A 16,760-nucleotide genomic window follows, 5' to 3' on the forward strand; every position below is an offset into this window, starting at 1 on the left:
CGATGCCGCTGTGCCACAGCCCTGCGCGCCCGTGGCAGGGCCTCGTGCGCCGCTCAGGCCCCAGATGGTGACGGCGCCCCCAGTCAGCGGACCCGGTAGTGGTACCGGCCCGCGACCTCGAAGCCCGCGCCGCGATACAGCGCCTGCGCGGCCAGGTTGGGCGCGGTGGTGACCAGGTAGGCGGATCCGGCGTCCGCGTGCCGCACCAACGCCTGCAGGACCGCGCGGGCCAGCCCTCGACGGCGGGCCTCGGGCAGCGTGGCCATGCAGTAGATCCCGGCCGTGTCCCCCTGCGGGACGGCCCGGCCGACGGCGAGCGCCACGCCGTCTTCCTCGTACGCGCCGTACCAGGCCGGCACGCCGGTGCAGATGCGCTCCGCCGCCTCCAGACCGCTGCCGTACCGCCCGTCCACGGCCCACCACGTCCGGAGCCATCCCGGCCAGGGCCGATCCTCGATCCTGACCTCGTGCAGACCGGGAACGGGCGCGAGCGCGCCGGCGGCCATGACGACCGTCGGGTCGACCAGCTCATACCCTCTGGCCTCGAGCTCCTCGTCCAGCCCGGGCAGGGCCTGGGTCCCCACCGAGAAGACGCACCGCTGCCCGCGCTCGCGGTAGAACGCCTCGGCCGCCTCGATGGCCCCGTTCAGATCGGCAGGTCGCTCCAGGGCCAGCACCGAGTTGGCCCGTTTGGTCACGCCGCCGGCGTAACGCAGCACCCAGCCGTCGTGCCGCCGCTGTTCGTAGGCGGGCCAGGCCTCGTGGACGAGCAGGTCGAAGCGCATCGGAGGATTCTAGCCAAGCGAACACCGACAAACAGCATCAGACATCACACCGTGCACATTAGGATGCCCCGGGTGAACCCCTCATCGTCCGGAAAGCGGTGGCGGAGCCGCGCATGGGTCTGGTTCGCCGTCATCACCGGCGCGATCGTGCTGCCCTTCGTCATCTCCTGGCCGTTCGGCGGGCTGGCCGAGGCGAAGCACGAGCCGCCCCGGCTGAGTCTCGGCCAGACCGTGACCGGTCACCGGTTCCAGTTCACCCTCCGCAGGGCGTACTTCACCACCAAGAACCCGGAATACACCCAGGGTCCCCCGGGCCGCTACCTGGTCCTCGTCCTGGACGTCAAGAACGTCAGCAAGCAGCCGACCGACCTGCTCCAGGCGTTCATAGACCTGCAGGTGAAGGTCGACGGCAAGGAGCTCGGCGCTTTCAACGTCAACAGGTACCGGGCACTGCGCCAGGACGAGATCGGCACCCTGCTCAACCCGGGCCTGCCCGAGCAGGCGCGCTTCTCGTGGGAGGTGCCCGGCGAGGTGGGCGACCCGAAGAAGCTCACCATGTCGATCATGGACGAGGTGTACGAGCCGAGCTGGTCACTGCGCGGCTACAGCTCTGGCACCTCGCTCTGGTACAAGGACAAGGTCATGGGGACATTCGAGACCGTCCTGGAGCATGCGTGAGAAGGGTCACCTCAATAGTCACGGGAACACTGCTCCTGGCCGCCTTGGGAGGCCTCCAGCGGCTCGTCCCCGACGCCGATCGCATCTACGAGCCCATCGCCTCGACCGGCGGCCTCAGGCAGGACGTGGCCACCCAGCCGTACACCTTGCGCGTGGACGGCGTCGAGATCGGCCGCCGGCTGATGATCACGAACACCTCCAGCACGCCCGCGCGGGACACCCGCGGCCTGTGGGTGGTGCTGAGGACCACCGCCACCGCGACCAAGGAGCGGGTCGGGCTGGGTAAGGCGGTCCTCCGCGCACAGGACGGCACCGAGTACGGCGCCACCGACCGCTTCTTCGGCTTCGCCAACTCCAACCTGGAGGCCGGGATCCCGAGCTCGGGCCCGCTCGCTTTCGAGCTCCCGCCCGCGGCCCTCCCCGGCGCCGTCCTGGTCATCACCGCGCCCCCGTACCGCGGCGGCATCCAGCGGCTCAGCGGCGCGCTCGGCCCCGCCGTGCACGTCGACCTGGGCATCACCGCGGCTCAGGCCGCCGCGCCCGCCCCCACCGTGAACGTCGAGCAGGTGTCCTGATGAAGCAGCTCACCGCTACACGCCTGCGCTACGGCCTCGGCCTGGTCGTCGCGGCCGCGGCGCTGGTCGCGGTCCAGGTCGTGCCGAAGCTGGAGGACTACAAGCTGACCATGGGCGGCGACCCCGTCGAGGCAGCGCCGGGCGCCGCCGCCCGCTTCGGCGGCTCGCAGTGGCGCCTCATCAGCCTGGCGCCCAGCACCAGCGAGGACCCGCTGCCCAGCGGCACCCAGGCGGTGACCGCCGTCATCGGGGTCACCCCGGCCGACGAGGCCGCGGGCAAGGCCATGGCCAAGGGGTGCGAGGCGGCCGTGCGTGACGCCGCCGACCGGGTCTGGGATCGGCACGAACGCCTGCCGGGCGTGCCCGACGTGCAGAGCGTCTGCTTCCGCGTGGACAAGAAGTACCGGCCGCTCCCGGTGCGGCCGGGCGAAGAGATCAGGTGGCAGGCGTCCTTCGTGGTTCCGGCGGAAGCGGTCGGCTCTCTGCAGGTTGAGGTCCGTCTGAGTCGCGTGACCGGTTTCGTACGGCTGGCGCCGCCCCCAGCGCCAGGCCAAGCGCGGCCGCAAGCAGGCTGATCCTGAGCACCTCGTAGACCACCGTCACCAGGTACTGGATCGGGCCGTGCCAGAGGGTCCACCAGGCGGATTCGTGCGGCCCGACAAGCTGCAGCACACCGATGAACACCCACTTCCTGGCCACCTCCAGCACGAGGTAGCACAGGCACAAGGTCAGGTAGAAGATCGCACCCGCGCGCAGGGCCACGCGCAGCCCGTCGATCATGGGCAGGTACTTGCCGCGCAGGTCGCGCGAGACGAACTCGGCGACGTTGCGCACCGGTGCCGGCGCGGCCGTCCACATCCGGCCGGCCCGCTGCTCCACCCGGGTGCCGGCGACGGCGGCGTCGACGTCGCCCGCCTCGCGGCCGAACACCACCGCGGCGATGGTCAGCCACACCAGCGGCAGCAGGAGCGCGTCCTTCGGCTCGGGCAGCACGGTGCCGACCACGTCCAGGACCGGGGAGAGCGCGCTCGTGACGGCCTCACGTGCCCCGGTCCACACCGTCCTGGAGGTCACCCAGTCGACGCCACCCGAGATGAGCTCCTCGACGCTGATGACCGCGAAGAACATCCACATCGCCTCGAACACGGTAGTGGCCAGGGCCAGCCGCGCCTTGCGCACCCGCTCGTAGGCCTTCTCGAACGCGACCCTGACCAGGAAGGCCGCCACGGCGATCGCGCACGTCACGAGCAGCGGGTTGAACTCAAGATTCTTGATCTGCTGGACGCCGAAGAGTTCCTGGGACAGGACGCTGTACTGGCGGACGTCCTCGCCGAACAACCCCCACGCGCCGTAGAAGGCCAGGAACGGCAGCAGCGTGTGCGCGATGAGCCTGGGCAGCCGGTCCTCCTCCGGCTCGCCCTCCATGACGGCCGGCTGTTCGCGCTTGAGCGTCCTCAACATGGCGACGTACGCGGCCAGGGTGGCGAGCACGGCGAGGCTCATCACGGCGAACCCGAGATACTTCCTGGGCGCGTCCACGTCGCCCACGTAGGCGGCGACCACCAGCACGAGATCGTGAACGACCCGCCCGGCGGTGTAGAAGAACGCCAGCGGCAGGAAGTGCCGTGCGGCCAGCGTGAGCGTCTCCAGAGGCAGCCGCGCCGAGGGGGATGTCCATTTCATCCCGGCGGATGTTACCGGGTGGGGCCACGGTGGGCAGGCATATCCTGTGCGACGTGCTGATTTTGTTGCCGCCCTCGGAGGGCAAGGCGTCCGAGGGAGACGGTCCTCCGCTGGCGGAGCTGTCGTTCCCGGCTCTCGAGAGGCCGCGCAAGCGCGTGCTGAACGCCCTCGTACGGGCCTCCAAACGTCGTGACGCTCTGGACGTGCTCGGCCTGACGCCGGGTCTGGCAGGCGAGCTGGCCAAGAACGCGGAGCTGAAGACCGCTCCCACGCTGCCGGCTGCCGATCTCTATACCGGGGTCCTGTACGACAACCTCGGTTTGAGGAGCTTGGAAGGCGATGCGAGGAGGCGGGCGGAGGAGTCAGTGCTGATCTTCTCCGGGCTGTGGGGCGTGTTGCGGATCACCGATCGGGTCCCGCCCTATCGCCTGTCGATGGGCGTGAACCTGCCGCCGATCGGCGGGCTGGCCGCGTTCTGGCGGCCACAGCTGTCCAAGCAGCTGGACCGTGAGTCCGGGCTGGTGGTGGATCTGCGCTCGGCCACGTACGCGGGCGCCTGGCAGCCCGGCGATCGTTCGGTGACGGTACGGGTGTTCCGCGACGGCAAGGTCGTCAGCCACATGGCCAAGGCGACCCGGGGCGAGATCGCCCGCGCCCTCCTGCTGCAGGACACCACCCCGTCGACCCCGGACGAGCTGGCCAAGCTGCTGACCGACCTGGGCCACGCCGTCGACCTGGCGCCCCCCACGCGCCCCCGCCGCCCCTGGACGCTGGACGTGCACACCACCTGACGCACCGCACGGGGGCAGGGCACACAGGCAGGCCACAGAACACGCACAAGGTCTCACAACACGCATGAGGCCTCGCGGCAACGCACGGCATGCACGCGCGGCACGCACCATGCGCGCAGCACGCGATCTTGTGACATGTGCGACTGCTGGTCAAGAGGCCATTTGTGACAGTTACGACTCCTGAGGCCTCAGGATGCGACTTTTGTGACGGCTGCAACTCCCGGGCGCAGGGCACGGCGGAGGGCGGTCGAGGCGGAAAAGCCGCCGCCCCGCCCTGATGATCCGGGCGGGGCGGCGGGTGAAACCGGGTCAGTCCAAGTAGTCCCGAAGGACCTGGGAGCGCGACGGGTGGCGCAGCTTGGACATGGTCTTCGACTCGATCTGGCGGATGCGCTCGCGCGTCACCCCGTAGACCTTGCCGATCTCGTCCAGCGTCTTGGGCTGCCCATCGGTGAGACCGAAGCGCATCGAGACGACGCCCGCCTCCCGCTCCGACAACGTGTCGAGAACGGAGTGCAGCTGCTCCTGGAGCAGCGTGAAGCTGACGGCGTCGGCGGGAACGATGGCCTCGGAGTCCTCGATGAGGTCGCCGAACTCGCTGTCGCCCTCCTCACCCAGCGGGGTGTGAAGGGAGATGGGCTCACGGCCGTACTTCTGGACCTCGACGACCTTCTCGGGCGTCATGTCCAGCTCGCGGGCCAGCTCTTCCGGCGTCGGCTCGCGGCCGAGGTCCTGCAGCATCTGCCGCTGGACCCGGGCCAGCTTGTTGATCACTTCGACCATGTGGACCGGGATGCGGATGGTCCGCGCCTGGTCGGCCATGGCACGCGTGATCGCCTGCCGGATCCACCACGTGGCGTAGGTGGAGAACTTGTAGCCCTTGGTGTAGTCGAACTTCTCGACCGCCCTGATCAGGCCCAGGTTGCCTTCCTGGATCAGGTCGAGGAAGAGCATGCCGCGGCCGGTGTAGCGCTTGGCCAGCGAGACCACGAGCCGGAGGTTGGCCTCCAGCAGGTGGTTCTTGGCCCGGCGGCCGTCCTCGGCGATCCACTCCAGCTCGGCCTTGACGTCGACCGGCAGCCCCTCGGTCTCCCCGCCGCCGAGCTGCTCCTCGGCGAACAGGCCCGCCTCGATGCGCTTGGCGAGCTCGACCTCCTGCTCGGCGTTGAGCAGGGGGACCTTGCCGATCTGCTTGAGGTAGTCCTTGACCGGGTCGGCCGTGGCGCCGGCGGCGGCGACCTGCGCGACCGGGGCGTCATCGTCGTCGTCAGAGAGGATGAGGACCTCGTCCTCGCTCTTCGCTGACGCCGCGACTTCGGCGGGCTTGGGCTCCTCCTCGGAGTCGTCGTCGGAGTCGGAGTCACCCTCGTCGGAGTCACCCTCGGCGACGATCTCCTCGTCGTCGACGTCGATGTCCTCGAGGTCCTCCAGCTCGACGTCGCCGTCGAGCTCGATGTCCTCGTCGTCCTCCGCGTCGGACCTGGGCTCGGATGTCTTCGGCTTGGTCTCGGCAGGCCCAGCGCTCTTCGGCTCGGCCTTCTTGGCGGCGGCGGGAGCCGCGGCCTTCTTGGCCGCCGGAGCGGCCTTCTTGGCTGGGGCCGCCTTCTTGGCGGCCGGCTCGGCTTCAGCGGTGCCCACGACCGCGGTCACGGTCTCGGGCTGCTGCTCTTTGGCGGCCGCCGCCGTCTTGGTCTTGACGGGGGCGGCGGTGCGGCGCTTTGCTGGACCACGAGACTTCTTCGGCGCAGCCGAATCCGCGGCGGTCACCACCACGGTCACGCCCTCTTTGCTGAGGTTCCGCAAGAACGCGGCGGCGTGCGACATGGGGATGTCCGCCTCCTCGAAGGCCTGACGAACATCCTCAGACTCGAGGAAACCCTGCGAGCGCCCACGCTCGAGCAGTCGCTGAATGACGGGCTCGTTCAGCTCTTGTGGCTTCGAGCGAGTCGAACTTGCAGGCGACACGAACACCTCTCGAACGAACGCGTGGCGACAATGGACCCAGATGCCCGCTGGGGGGCTGTTGCCTCTCTCGGAGATCGGTGAGGCCGTGCGGACCGCTACGGACCTGCACAGCATTGTGGCACGACCCTGCGCTCCATACGGCCACCTCCCGGCGGTTGCCCTCCACCCTAGGCCGACCGAGACAGTAGTGCGTACGGAAGCCGGGCACTGATACCCGAAAGCAACCGTTATGACTGTTTCATTCAGTCACTCTTCGTGGCTGGCGGGACGTGAATAGCTAGCGCGGTAACGTCATCATCCTGTTCATATCCAGACAACATCCGGTCAACCAGGAAGTCCAGCAACATATGCGGACTACTCACGACCTCAGGCGGCGCTTCGGTCACAACACTGCAAAGCTCTGCCAAACCCGCGTCCAATCCGCGCTTCCTGTTCTCCACGAGGCCGTCGGAGTAGAGCACAGCGGTATGGCCGGGCGGCACCACGAACCGGAACTGCCTTCGGCTGGTGGGCCAGCCTAGCGGAGTGCCGGGCTCGCCGTCGCTCAGGATCGCCGTGCCCTGAGGCGAGACCAGGACGGGTGGCGGATGACCGGCCAGGGCCAGCGTGCCCTCGCCGGTGACCGGCTCGACCACCATGTACGCCAGGGTCGTGACCTGCTCTTCCTCCTCCGTGGCCTCGAAGACCCGGTCGAGACCCGTGAGCACGGCCGCGGGCGGCGGGTTGGTCAGCGCCAGCGCCCGCATGGCGTTGCGGATGCGACCCATGCCCGCGGCGGCCTTGACGCCCTTGCCCATGACGTCGCCGACGACCGCCGCGACACGCCCGTCCTGCAGCACGAACGCGTCGTACCAGTCGCCGCCGACCTGGACGTGGCGGCTGCCCGAGCGGAAGCGCTGGGCCAGCACCAGGCCCTTGACCACGGGCAGGCGGTCGGGCAGCAGGCTGCGCTGGAGCGTCTCGGCGGTGCGGTGCTCACGCTCGAACAGCGTGGCCCGCTCGACCGCCAGCGCGCACTGGCCGGCCAGCGCCTCCAGGAAGACGCCGTCCTCCTGGGAGATCTTCTGTGGCCTGGTGAAGGAGAACCGGAGCGCGCCCAAGGCCCGCCCCGCGGCCAGCAGCGGCAGGCCCACCCAGGCGCGCTCGTCGCCGTGGGTGAGGAAGTTGGCCAGGACCTCCTCGTCGTCGCCCGCCTCGAGCAGCTGGGCCTTCAGCGACTCGGGCGACTCGGCGAAGACCGGCCTGCGGCTGTTGACCGCCATGGTCATCACGTTGGAGTGGGACAGCGGGATCTCGTCGCCGGTGACCCCGGAGGCTTCGAGGATGCCCTCGCCGTTGATCAGCTTGAGCGCCGCGCGGTCGGGGTCGAGCAGCGCCACGGCCGAGCGGTCGGCGGCCAGGGCGGTGCGGCCGACGTCGATGATGACCTGCACGACCTGCTCCACGGTCAGGGCCTCGGCCAGCTGGGCGGTGGCGCCCTGGAGCCGGGCCGTGCGCAGGGCGGCGGCGCCGAGCTGGTCGGTCAGCCTGCCGCGCATCTCCTCGGCCTCGCGCTGCGGCGTGACGTCGGTGTTGGCGCCGACCCACTCGACGACCCTGCCGTGCCTGATGATCGGCACGGCCCGCACCTCGAAGTGGCGGTAGCCGCTGGCGCGGGTGCGCACGCGGTAGTTCCACTCGAACATGGTCCGCCCGCGCAGCGCCTCCTTCCAGGCCTCCTCGGTCTGCTGGCGCTCCTCGGGGTGGACGACCTCCAGCCAGCCGCTGGCGAGGTATTCCTCCAGGCCCTGGCCGGTGATGGCGCGCCACTGAGGCGCGTCCTCCACGACGGCGCCGGTGGGCGAGGTGATCCAGACCAGCTGCGACTGGGCCTCGACCAGCGAGCGGTAGCGCTCCTCGCTGCGGCGCAGCGCCTCCTCGGTCTGGCGGCCCTCGGTGATGTCCTGCCCGATCAGGGCGACCGCGCCCAGCTCGCCCGCCTCGTTGTGGACCGGCGAGAACGACAGCGACCAGTGCCTGGTGTCGCCCTCCGCCGACCGCACCCGCACGCGGCTCTCGGTGACCGGCGCGTCGCTCTCGACGACGGCCTGCACGGCGTGGCTGATGATCTGGCTGAGGTCGGCGGCCAGCACCTCGGCGGGCAGACTGCCGATCATCCGCTCGGCGGGCACGTTGACGACGTCGCTGAACACGTCGTTGACCCGCTTGATGCGGCCTTCGCCGTCGAAGAACGCGAAGGCGAACTCGGCCTCCGACAGCATGCCCTGGAACAGGGCGGAGTCTGAGATGTCCACATCCGACTCCCGGGGACGGGGAACGGAGGTCTCGGCGCTCATGGTCGGCACCTCCGTCGCGTGCCAGGGTCTCCCACGCGGCACATCTCCATAACTTTGTATCGGCGTAGCGCAGCTCCGGGCGACCGGATCCTGCAGTACATCATCGGCGATGGGCACGGGCGGACGGAAGCCCCCGCCGCGGCCCGGTCGCCTTTAGGGTCTACGCATCCTGTCAAAGTCGCTCCACGTTGCGCAGCAAGATCAGGTTACAGCGCCAGATTGCCGGAGGCCGAGTCCCGGCCGCCAACTACTTGGCCGCGCGCTTGGCCTCCTGCTTGGCGGCCCGCACGCGGGCCAGGCTGTCGGCGTCGACCACGTCGGCGACCGACCGGTGTGATCCCTCCTCGCCATAGAGTCCGGCCGCCTCACGCCAGCCTGGCGGTTGGACCCCCAACTGCTTCCCCAGCAATGCCAGAAAAATCTGGGCCTTCTGCTTGCCGTATCCCGGAAGGGCCATCAGTCGTTTCAACAACTCTTTGCCGTCGGCCGCCTCGGCCCACATCTTCTCCGGCTGACCGTCGTAGTGTTCGACGAGGTAGGCCGCGAGCTGCTGGATCCTGGCCGCCATGGACTTGGGGTAGCGGTGCACGGCCGGCTTGCCCGCCAGCAGCTCGGCGAACGCCTCCGGGTCGTACGAGGCGATCTCCCCCGCGGTGAGGTCGTGCCCCAGCCGCTCGGATATCGTATACGGCCCCGTGAACGCCCACTCCATCGGAATCTGCTGGTCGAGAAGCATGCCGACGAGCAGGGCGAGCGGACTGCGGCCGAGGAGCTCGTCCGCCTCGCTCCGCTGGGCGAGCTGGATGCGCATGGAGACAGCTTCGCATGAATGGGCCCCTGGTGAAGGGAACACAACCATCGCGGAGCCTTGACACGCGCCGGAGAAAAGGTGAAATGAGAGCGCAAGTCGCCCTGCAGGCATTCCTGGGGGTTTGCCCCTGGGTCTCCAGAGGAATCTCACATCTATGCTCGCTCTGGCCACACGGTTCCTACGGGAACCGGTCAGCCTCAGGCTGGCCGAAGAGTTCCTGACCGTGCCCGTGGACACGATCGACCGCTGCGTGGCCGACGTGTGCGCGTGTGCGCAGCATCTCGGCGTCTCGGCGACGCCGGAGATCGTGGAGCGCATCGCTCGCGAGCACCTGCTCGCGATCGTGAACTCAGCGCCTCCGCCCCGAAGTTCCCGGTAGACAAAGAAGGCCCGCAAGTTCAGTAAAGTCCCATCCAGAAGTCCCCGATAACATCGGGGTCACCAGGCCGAGTTCTACGCACCGTTTGCGCCTGGAATACGAGAGAGTGAGGGTGTGCGCCGACACCGACGAGAGCCCCGGGAGAGCACCCCGCCAGACGACGTGTTCAAGGAGATGGTGCAGGCGGCTCGTGAGCTGCTGGCCGTGCGCACTCCGCTCGACGCGGAGCTGATGGTCTCCGACATGATCGGCGCCTGGTGGGGCAGGCGGGTCAGGGGCGGCGACGTGGAGCAGGTGCTCGGGGAGGGCCTGGTCGACTACGCCGCCAAGGCCGGCACGCCGGCCTCGTTGACGTTGCTGATCTGCCTGGCCTACCTCGGCACGGCCCGCCAGGGCGCCAAGGCCGAGGGCGCGGCGCTGGCGATGATGGAGTCGGGAGTGGCCAGGCCCGGCTGGGCCGACCGGGTGGGCGCGGTGAAGCCAGCCGGGTGCTACGTCTCCCGCGACGCCTACGGCGACCAGGACACGGTCATCTGCACCTTCGCCTACCGCTGGAACGAGGACTCGCTCCCCGCCGACCGCCACGCGCTGGTCATGGTCGTCGACTACAACATGAGCGGCATGGCCCGTGACGCCTGGGTGTCCTCGCAGGTCGACAAGCTGCTGGAGCAGGCCAGGGCCGAGGCGGCGGGCAATCCGCTGCTGCTGTTCGAGGAGATCGAGCCCGACCAGGCAAGGGCGCTGCTGGAGTCGGCCATGAAGGCCACGCGGGAGCCGAAGACGCCGCCGCCCGTCAGCGACAGCTACAGCGCCTACCACGCCTTCGCCCGGGCCAGGCTCAAGGCGCTGCCGCCGGGGCGCAAGAGGCCGGCGCCGCTGCACACCGAGGCCCCGTACAGCAGGGAGCGGCGGGCCATGCTGGCGGCGGAGTTCCTGGCGTCCGACGCGGCCGAGCACCTGTCCGACCCCTCGGCGGCCTCGCGCTGCGCCGACCACATCATCGACTACGGCTGCGACCAGGACTTCAACCGGCCGCTGCGGGTCAGCCCGACCAAGTGCGAGACGTTCCTGCTCGACTGGCTGCCGCGCAAGGTCATGCTGAGCGTGGCCGAGCAGGAGGCCATGCCGCACGTGCTGTCGGCGTGGGTCCGCTTTGCCGCCGCCCGTACGGGCCTGCCCGAGCAGGGGCTCAAGGCCACGCTGGACGCGGTGTGGGAGGCGATCGGCAAGTTCCCCGAGGCCTACCGCGACCCGACGTCGTTCGGGCTCGACCGGCCGCTGCTGGAGCGGCTGCTGCCGGACGGCGACCTGTCGGCGCTGGCCAGGCGGGCCTTCGCGTTCCCGTTCCTGCAGGGCACGCACAACGGGATCGAGCTCGACAAGCTCAACCCGGCAGACGAGGCAGACCGGCGCACGCTGCTCGAGATCGACCACGGCGGCACGATCGACCAGGAGCACCTGGCGTGGCACGAGGAGATCGCCACCCGGCTGTGGGAGGGCGACCCGCCGCAGCTCTGGGAGGCCGCGCAGCGCCTGCTCGACCTCGGCCACGACCGGCACGACGTGCTCCACGTGCTGATCGAGATCGCCGAGCGGATCGGCGACGACCCGGACGAGCTGGCGGCCGCGCTCGACGACATCGCCGACATTCCCGACGAAATCTAGATCCACGACGACCTCGTACGGCGAGACAGGCCAGGTGGGGGGCGGGAAGTCAGCCATTGTTCGCCACATCGGACAGGCGCCGAGATAGCCTCTACTGCCATGGTGATCGACCTCAACGCGGACCTGGGCGAGGGCTTCGGGATCTGGCGGCTCGGCGACGACGTCGCGCTGCTCGACATCGTCACGAGCGCCAACGTGGCCTGCGGGTTCCACGCGGGCGACCCCGTGACGATCAGGCGCACGTGCGCGGCGGCCGTCGACCGCGGGGTGACGATCGGGGCGCAGGTGTCCTACCGCGACCTGGCGCACTTCGGGCGCCGGGAGATGGACGTCGAGCCGGAGGAGCTGTGCGCCGAGGTGCTCTACCAGATCGCGGCGGTCGACGGCATCGCCAGGGCGATGGGCGGCCGGGTCTCCTACGTCAAGCCGCACGGCGCGCTCTACAACCGGATCTGCCGTGACGCGGTGCAGGCGGCGGCGTTGATCGACGCGGTGGCCGACTACGACCCCTCGTTGCCGGTGCTCACGCTGCCGGGCTCGGCGGTGCACGCGGTGGCGGCGGCCGAGGGCGTCCCGACGGTGAGTGAGGCGTTCGCTGACCGGGCGTACACGCCCGAGGGCATGCTGGTGCCGCGCAGGGAGGCGGGCGCCGTCATTCACGACGCCGCCGCGGTGGCCGCCCGTGCCCGCCAGATGGCCGTGGAAGGCTCTGTGACGGCCGTTGACGGGAGTTCCGTACCTATTTCCGCTCGTTCCATCTGCGTCCACGGAGACACGCCTGACGCCGTCAGGCTGGCGCAAGGGGTGCGGGACACGTTGCTGGCGGCCGGAGTGGTCCTGCAGGCGTTCGCGTGATCCGTACGGCCGGGGAGCACGGGCTGCTCGTGGAGACCGGGTCCCTGGAGCTGTCGCACCGGCTCGACGCGGCGTTGCGGGCCGACCGGCCCGAAGGGGTGGTCGAGATCGTGCCGGGGCCCGAGACCGTGCTCGTGGTGGCTCCCGCCGCGGATCAGGGGCGGTTGCGGGCGCGGCTGGCGGACGTCGTCGAGCGAGAGCGCGGCAAGGGCGGTGTTCAGGCGGCCGAGGGGGCGGTCGTGACGATTCCCGTCGTCTATGACGGCGCGGATCTCGATTCCGTCGCGGCGCTGGCGGGGATCAGCGTGGACGAGGTGATCTCCCGGCATTCGGGGCGCGAGCTGGTGGTGGGGTGGCTGGGGTTCGCGCCCGGGTTCGCCTATCTGACCGGGCTCGATCCGGTGCTGGAGATGCCAAGGCTGGACACGCCGCGCACGTCGGTGCCCGCCGGGTCGGTGGCGGTGGCGGGGCCGTACTCGGCGGTCTACCCGACCGCCTCGCCGGGCGGGTGGCGGCTGCTCGGGCGCACGTCCGTGCGGGTGTGGGACGTGGCGGCCGAGCCACCCTCGCTGTTCAGGCCGGGCATGCGCGTGCGGTTCCAGGCGACATGATCGAGGTGCTGGCGCCCGGTCCGTACGCGACCGTCCAGGATCTGGGGCGGCCCGGTTTCGCCCATTTGGGGGTGCCCCGCTCTGGGGCGGCCGACGCGAGGAGTCTGCGGCTGGCCAACAGGCTCGTGGGCAACGCGGAGGGGCTGGCGGGCATCGAGCTGACGTTGGGCATGGCGCGGCTGCTGTTCCACGACGGCGCGTGGGTGGCGCTGGCGGGCGCGCCCGTGGACGCCAGCGCCACCCATGCGCCGTCGGCGGGGATGGGCGCGCCGTTCTGGGTGCCGCCGGGTGCGGAGCTGCGGCTCGGCATGCCCGCCTGGGGCCTGCGCACCTATCTGGCCGTGCGCGGCGGGATCGCGGTCGAGCCCGTGCTCGGCAGCCGGTCCACCGACTCGCTGTCCGGGCTCGGGCCCGAGCCGCTGCGGGCGGGCACGCTGCTGCCCGTCGGCCCGCCGGAAGGCGGGATCGCCGTCGATCTGGCGCCGCCGCCCGAGCCCCGGCCCGCCGTGCTCCGGGTGACGCCCGGGCCGCGTGACGACTGGTTCGCGCCGGACGCGCTGGGCGTGCTGTGCGCCCGGCCGTACACCGTGAGCCAGGACAGCAACCGCGTCGGGGTGCGCCTGAACGGCGCCGAGCTGGTCAGGGCCAGGGAGGGTGAGCTGCCGAGCGAGGGCATGGTCACCGGGGCGATCCAGGTGCCGCCGAGCGGGCAGCCGATCGTCTTCCTCGCCGACCACCCGCCGACCGGCGGCTATCCGGTGATCGGTGTCGTACGCGAGGCCGACCTGCCGGTCGCCGCCCAGCTGCGGCCGGGCGACGAGGTGCGGTTCACAGTTCGGCCTGGCCGGTGACGCAGGTCACGACTGAGCCGCTCACCCACACGTTCCCCTCCTCGTCGGTGGAGATGTGCACCCGTCCTGAACGGTCGAGCACCGTGCCCTGGCTCGCCACGTACGGGGCCTTGGCCCGGCCGGTGCGCAGCAGCCACTGCGCGAGCGAGGCGTTGAAGCTGCCGGTCACGGGGTCCTCGATGGTGGAGCCGTGCGCGTGCGTGAACGCCCGCACCTCGAAGTCGTACGGCGCCCCCTCGGGGTACGGGCCCGCCACGCCCAGGAAGCACGGGACGAGCCCGGGACGCAGCGCGAGCACCGACTCGGCGTCCGCCAGCAGCACCGCCACCCAGCCTGGGCCGTTGTCCGCCCACTCCGCGTCCACGATGTCCGCGCGCCCGATCCCAAGCGCGTCGGCGATCTTCTGGATGAGCGGCTCCTCCACGGGCCCGGACCTCAGCAGAGGCGGCGCCTGGAACGCCAGCCCGTCGCCGGTCCTGCGCACCCGCACCAGCCCGGCTCCGCACTCCTGGACGATCTCACCCTCCGTCCGCGGCACTCCCCCGGCCTCCAGCCAGGCGTGACAGGTGCCCAGGGTCGGGTGCCCCGCGAACGGCAGTTCCTCGGTCGCGGTGAAGATCCGCACGCGGTAGTCCGCCTCGGGCGTGCTCGGGGGCAGCAGGAAGGTGGTCTCTGCCAGGTTCGTCCATGAGGCGAACCGCTGCATCTCCTTGGGGGTCAAGCCCTCGCCGTCGAGCACGACCGCGAGCGCGTTTCCGTGGTACGGGGTGGCGGTGAAGACGTCCACCTCGGTAAATGGGCGCAACATACCTGGAGTCTCGCAGACAGGGTCTTTTCCCGTTGACACAGCGCCCCCAGACTGGACGGTGTGGCGGACTTCGATGTGGTGGTGCTGGGTTCCGGACCGGGCGGGCAGAAGGCCGCGATCGCGGCGGCCAAGCTCGGCAGGCGTGTCGCGGTGGTCGAGAAACGGCACATGATCGGCGGCGTGTGCATCAACACGGGCACGATCCCGTCGAAGACCCTGCGCGAGGCCGTCCTCTACCTCACAGGGCTCAACCAGCGGGAGCTGTACGGCGCGAGCTACCGCGTCAAGGACGAGATCACGGTCACCGACCTCGGGATGCGCACGCAGCACGTGATCGGCCGGGAGATCCAGGTGATCCGCAGCCAGCTCGCCCGCAACCACGTCACCGTGTTACAGGGCACCGGCCGCTTCCTGGACCCGCACACGATCGGGATCACCCACGAGGAGGGCAAGACCGAGGAGACGAAGATCTCCGCCGAGAAGATCGTGATCGCCACCGGCACGTCGCCCGCCCGTCCCGGCACAGTCGAGTTCGACGACAGGACGATCATCGACTCCGACGCGATCCTCCATCTCGACCGGATCCCCGAGACGCTCGTCGTGGTGGGGGCCGGGGTCATCGGCATCGAGTACGCCTCCATGTTCGCCGCGCTCGGCACCAAGGTCACGGTGGTGGAGCGGCGCGAGCGCATGCTGGAGTTCTGCGACCTGGAGATCGTGGAGGCGCTGAAGTACCACCTGCGCGACCTGGCCGTGACGTTCCGCTTCGGGGAGAACGTGGCCGCGGTCGAGCGCCGCCCGGGCGGGGCGCTGACTCTGCTGGAGAGCGGCAAGAAGATCCCCGCCGACTGCGTCATGTACTCCGCCGGGCGGCAGGGCAAGACCGCCGAGCTGTGCCTGGAGGCCGCAGGACTGGCCGCCGACGACCGCGGGCGGATCGCGGTGGACGCCAACTACGCCACCGAGGTGCCGCACATCTACGCCGTGGGCGACGTGATCGGCTTCCCCGCGCTGGCGGCCACCTCCATGGAGCAGGGCAGGCTGGCCGCGCAGCACGCGTGCGGGGAGCCGGTCGACGACATGCACGAGCTGCCGCCCATCGGGATCTACACCATTCCCGAGATCAGCTTCGTCGGCCGGTCGGAGGACGAGCTGACCCGGGACAAGGTGCCGTTCGAGGTGGGCATCTCGCGCTACCGCGAGCTGGCCAGGGGCCAGATCATCGGCGACTCGTACGGGATGCTCAAGCTGCTCGTCTCCCCCGAGGACCGGCGGCTGCTGGGCGTCCACGTGTTCGGTACGGGGGCGACGGAGCTCGTGCACATCGGGCAGACGGTCATGGGGTGCGGCGGGACGGTCGACTACCTGGTCAACGCCGTGTTCAACTATCCGACGCTGGCCGAGTCGTACAAGGTGGCCGCGCTGGACGCGATGAACAAGATGCGGGTGGTCGCCCGGCTCACCGCCGGCATGTGATCACGACAGCGTCCACTTCTGGTTGGCGGCGCCCGTGCAGGTCCAGATCTGCAGGCGGGTGCCGTCCGCGCTGGAGTTGCCGGTGACGTCGAGGCACTTGTTCGCGGCGGGGTCCGGAACTGTTCGGTGAGGAAGGGGTTCCTGTGTGCATGAGCTCGCTTGAGTAAGCACCTGGTTGACGTATTGGAATGGATCACCTACGCTTCGTAGCGATCTGGACGGCTGGCGCGGTGTCGGTTTCCGGGGCCCCTGTTCCACCGGAGCGATGGTCCGGGGCCTCCCCGGTTGCCTCTGACCGCGTCGGCACGACCAGGTCGCAAAGGGAACCCGCCGCTCCGGATCGGACCGCGCGCGGGACGTGCGTCGCCGCCCGGGGTTGTACGCGGGGGACCAGTGCGCCCAAGACCGTTCGGGGCGCGCCGCTGCACGGGATTCACTCCTGCTCAGTGTCGAGGAACGGTTCACCAGGTCCCTGCCCGAGATGGCAGGCG

General features: G+C 70.2%; 16 protein-coding genes. 9 read left to right on the top strand and 7 right to left on the bottom strand.

All coding sequences use genetic code 11. From position 1 onward, the window contains the following. Positions 1-83: 83 nt before the first annotated feature. Entirely contained in the window at positions 84-785 is a 702-nt protein-coding gene (locus ACIBVN_RS25680) for a GNAT family N-acetyltransferase (RefSeq protein ID WP_397140410.1), read from the bottom strand. Positions 786-857: 72 nt separating this feature from the next. Here ACIBVN_RS25680 and ACIBVN_RS25685 point away from each other — a divergent pair, with 72 nt between their 5' ends. Together ACIBVN_RS25685 and ACIBVN_RS25690 are read left to right on the top strand one after the other, a co-directional pair. Further along, positions 858-1,463 carry a hypothetical protein gene (locus ACIBVN_RS25685; protein ID WP_397140412.1) on the top strand — a complete coding sequence of 202 codons (606 nt, stop codon included), beginning with the start codon at positions 858-860 and terminating at the stop codon, positions 1,461-1,463. Continuing rightward, a complete protein-coding gene (locus ACIBVN_RS25690) occupies positions 1,460-2,038 on the top strand; it encodes a hypothetical protein (RefSeq protein WP_397140414.1) in 579 nt (192 codons plus the stop codon). The genes ACIBVN_RS25685 and ACIBVN_RS25690 overlap by 4 nt, the downstream gene beginning before the upstream one ends. Positions 2,039-2,473: 435 nt before the next feature. Here the strand turns inward: ACIBVN_RS25690 and ACIBVN_RS25695 are convergent, their stop codons facing one another. Continuing rightward, the gene (locus ACIBVN_RS25695; RefSeq protein ID WP_397140416.1) at positions 2,474-3,721 is read right to left on the bottom strand and encodes a hypothetical protein; all 1,248 of its coding nucleotides are present in this window, start codon (positions 3,719-3,721) and stop codon (positions 2,474-2,476) included. Between the two features lie 53 nt (positions 3,722-3,774). Here ACIBVN_RS25695 and ACIBVN_RS25700 point away from each other — a divergent pair, with 53 nt between their 5' ends. Continuing rightward, positions 3,775-4,512 (top strand): YaaA family protein, encoded by a 738-nt coding sequence (locus tag ACIBVN_RS25700; protein WP_397140418.1) that lies wholly within the window; start codon positions 3,775-3,777, stop codon positions 4,510-4,512. A 309-nt stretch (positions 4,513-4,821) separates the two neighbouring features. Here ACIBVN_RS25700 and ACIBVN_RS25705 read toward each other — a convergent pair whose 3' ends face one another. The 3 genes from ACIBVN_RS25705 to ACIBVN_RS25715 form a co-directional block, all read right to left on the bottom strand. Beyond that, positions 4,822-6,477, bottom strand: a complete 1,656-nt coding sequence (locus ACIBVN_RS25705) for an RNA polymerase sigma factor (RefSeq protein WP_397140420.1) — start codon at positions 6,475-6,477, stop codon at positions 4,822-4,824. A gap of 242 nt (positions 6,478-6,719) precedes the next feature. Next, positions 6,720-8,813, bottom strand: a complete 2,094-nt coding sequence (locus tag ACIBVN_RS25710; protein ID WP_397140422.1) for a SpoIIE family protein phosphatase — start codon at positions 8,811-8,813, stop codon at positions 6,720-6,722. Between the two features lie 247 nt (positions 8,814-9,060). Then, positions 9,061-9,624, bottom strand: coding sequence for an HhH-GPD-type base excision DNA repair protein (locus ACIBVN_RS25715; protein ID WP_397140424.1), 564 nt, complete (start codon positions 9,622-9,624; stop codon positions 9,061-9,063). A gap of 154 nt (positions 9,625-9,778) precedes the next feature. Between ACIBVN_RS25715 and ACIBVN_RS25720 the strand changes: the two genes are divergently transcribed. The 5 genes from ACIBVN_RS25720 (at position 9,779) to ACIBVN_RS25740 (ending at position 13,985) form a co-directional block, all read left to right on the top strand. Beyond that, positions 9,779-10,003, top strand: a complete 225-nt coding sequence (locus ACIBVN_RS25720) for a hypothetical protein (RefSeq protein ID WP_185078019.1) — start codon at positions 9,779-9,781, stop codon at positions 10,001-10,003. Between the two features lie 174 nt (positions 10,004-10,177). After that, positions 10,178-11,668 carry a hypothetical protein gene (locus ACIBVN_RS25725; protein ID WP_360709883.1) on the top strand — a complete coding sequence of 497 codons (1,491 nt, stop codon included), beginning with the start codon at positions 10,178-10,180 and terminating at the stop codon, positions 11,666-11,668. Positions 11,669-11,767: 99 nt separating this feature from the next. Further along, positions 11,768-12,523, top strand: a complete 756-nt coding sequence (locus ACIBVN_RS25730; RefSeq protein ID WP_397140426.1) for a LamB/YcsF family protein — start codon at positions 11,768-11,770, stop codon at positions 12,521-12,523. Beyond that, positions 12,520-13,134, top strand: a complete 615-nt coding sequence (locus ACIBVN_RS25735; protein WP_397140428.1) for an allophanate hydrolase subunit 1 — start codon at positions 12,520-12,522, stop codon at positions 13,132-13,134. Before ACIBVN_RS25730 ends, ACIBVN_RS25735 begins: the two co-directional genes overlap by 4 nt. Then, positions 13,131-13,985, top strand: a complete 855-nt coding sequence (locus ACIBVN_RS25740; RefSeq protein ID WP_397140430.1) for a biotin-dependent carboxyltransferase family protein — start codon at positions 13,131-13,133, stop codon at positions 13,983-13,985. Before ACIBVN_RS25735 ends, ACIBVN_RS25740 begins: the two co-directional genes overlap by 4 nt. On the opposite strand, the gene ACIBVN_RS25745 is transcribed toward ACIBVN_RS25740, so the two are convergent. After that, a complete protein-coding gene (locus ACIBVN_RS25745) occupies positions 13,963-14,793 on the bottom strand; it encodes a PhzF family phenazine biosynthesis protein (protein ID WP_397140432.1) in 831 nt (276 codons plus the stop codon). The two genes, ACIBVN_RS25740 and ACIBVN_RS25745, sit on opposite strands and share 23 nt — an antisense overlap. A 60-nt stretch (positions 14,794-14,853) precedes the next feature. On the opposite strand from ACIBVN_RS25745, the gene sthA reads away from it, so the two are divergent. Continuing rightward, positions 14,854-16,269: a Si-specific NAD(P)(+) transhydrogenase gene (gene sthA, locus ACIBVN_RS25750; protein WP_397140434.1), complete on the top strand. Its 1,416-nt coding sequence runs from the start codon at positions 14,854-14,856 to the stop codon at positions 16,267-16,269. Here sthA and ACIBVN_RS25755 read toward each other — a convergent pair whose 3' ends face one another. Next, positions 16,270-16,734 (bottom strand): RICIN domain-containing protein, encoded by a 465-nt coding sequence (locus ACIBVN_RS25755; protein WP_397140436.1) that lies wholly within the window; start codon positions 16,732-16,734, stop codon positions 16,270-16,272. It abuts the gene before it with no gap. Positions 16,735-16,760: the final 26 nt, after the last annotated feature.

The sequence above is a fragment of the Nonomuraea sp. NPDC049400 genome (genome assembly GCF_044466425.1).
Lineage (GTDB): Bacteria > Actinomycetota > Actinomycetes > Streptosporangiales > Streptosporangiaceae > Nonomuraea.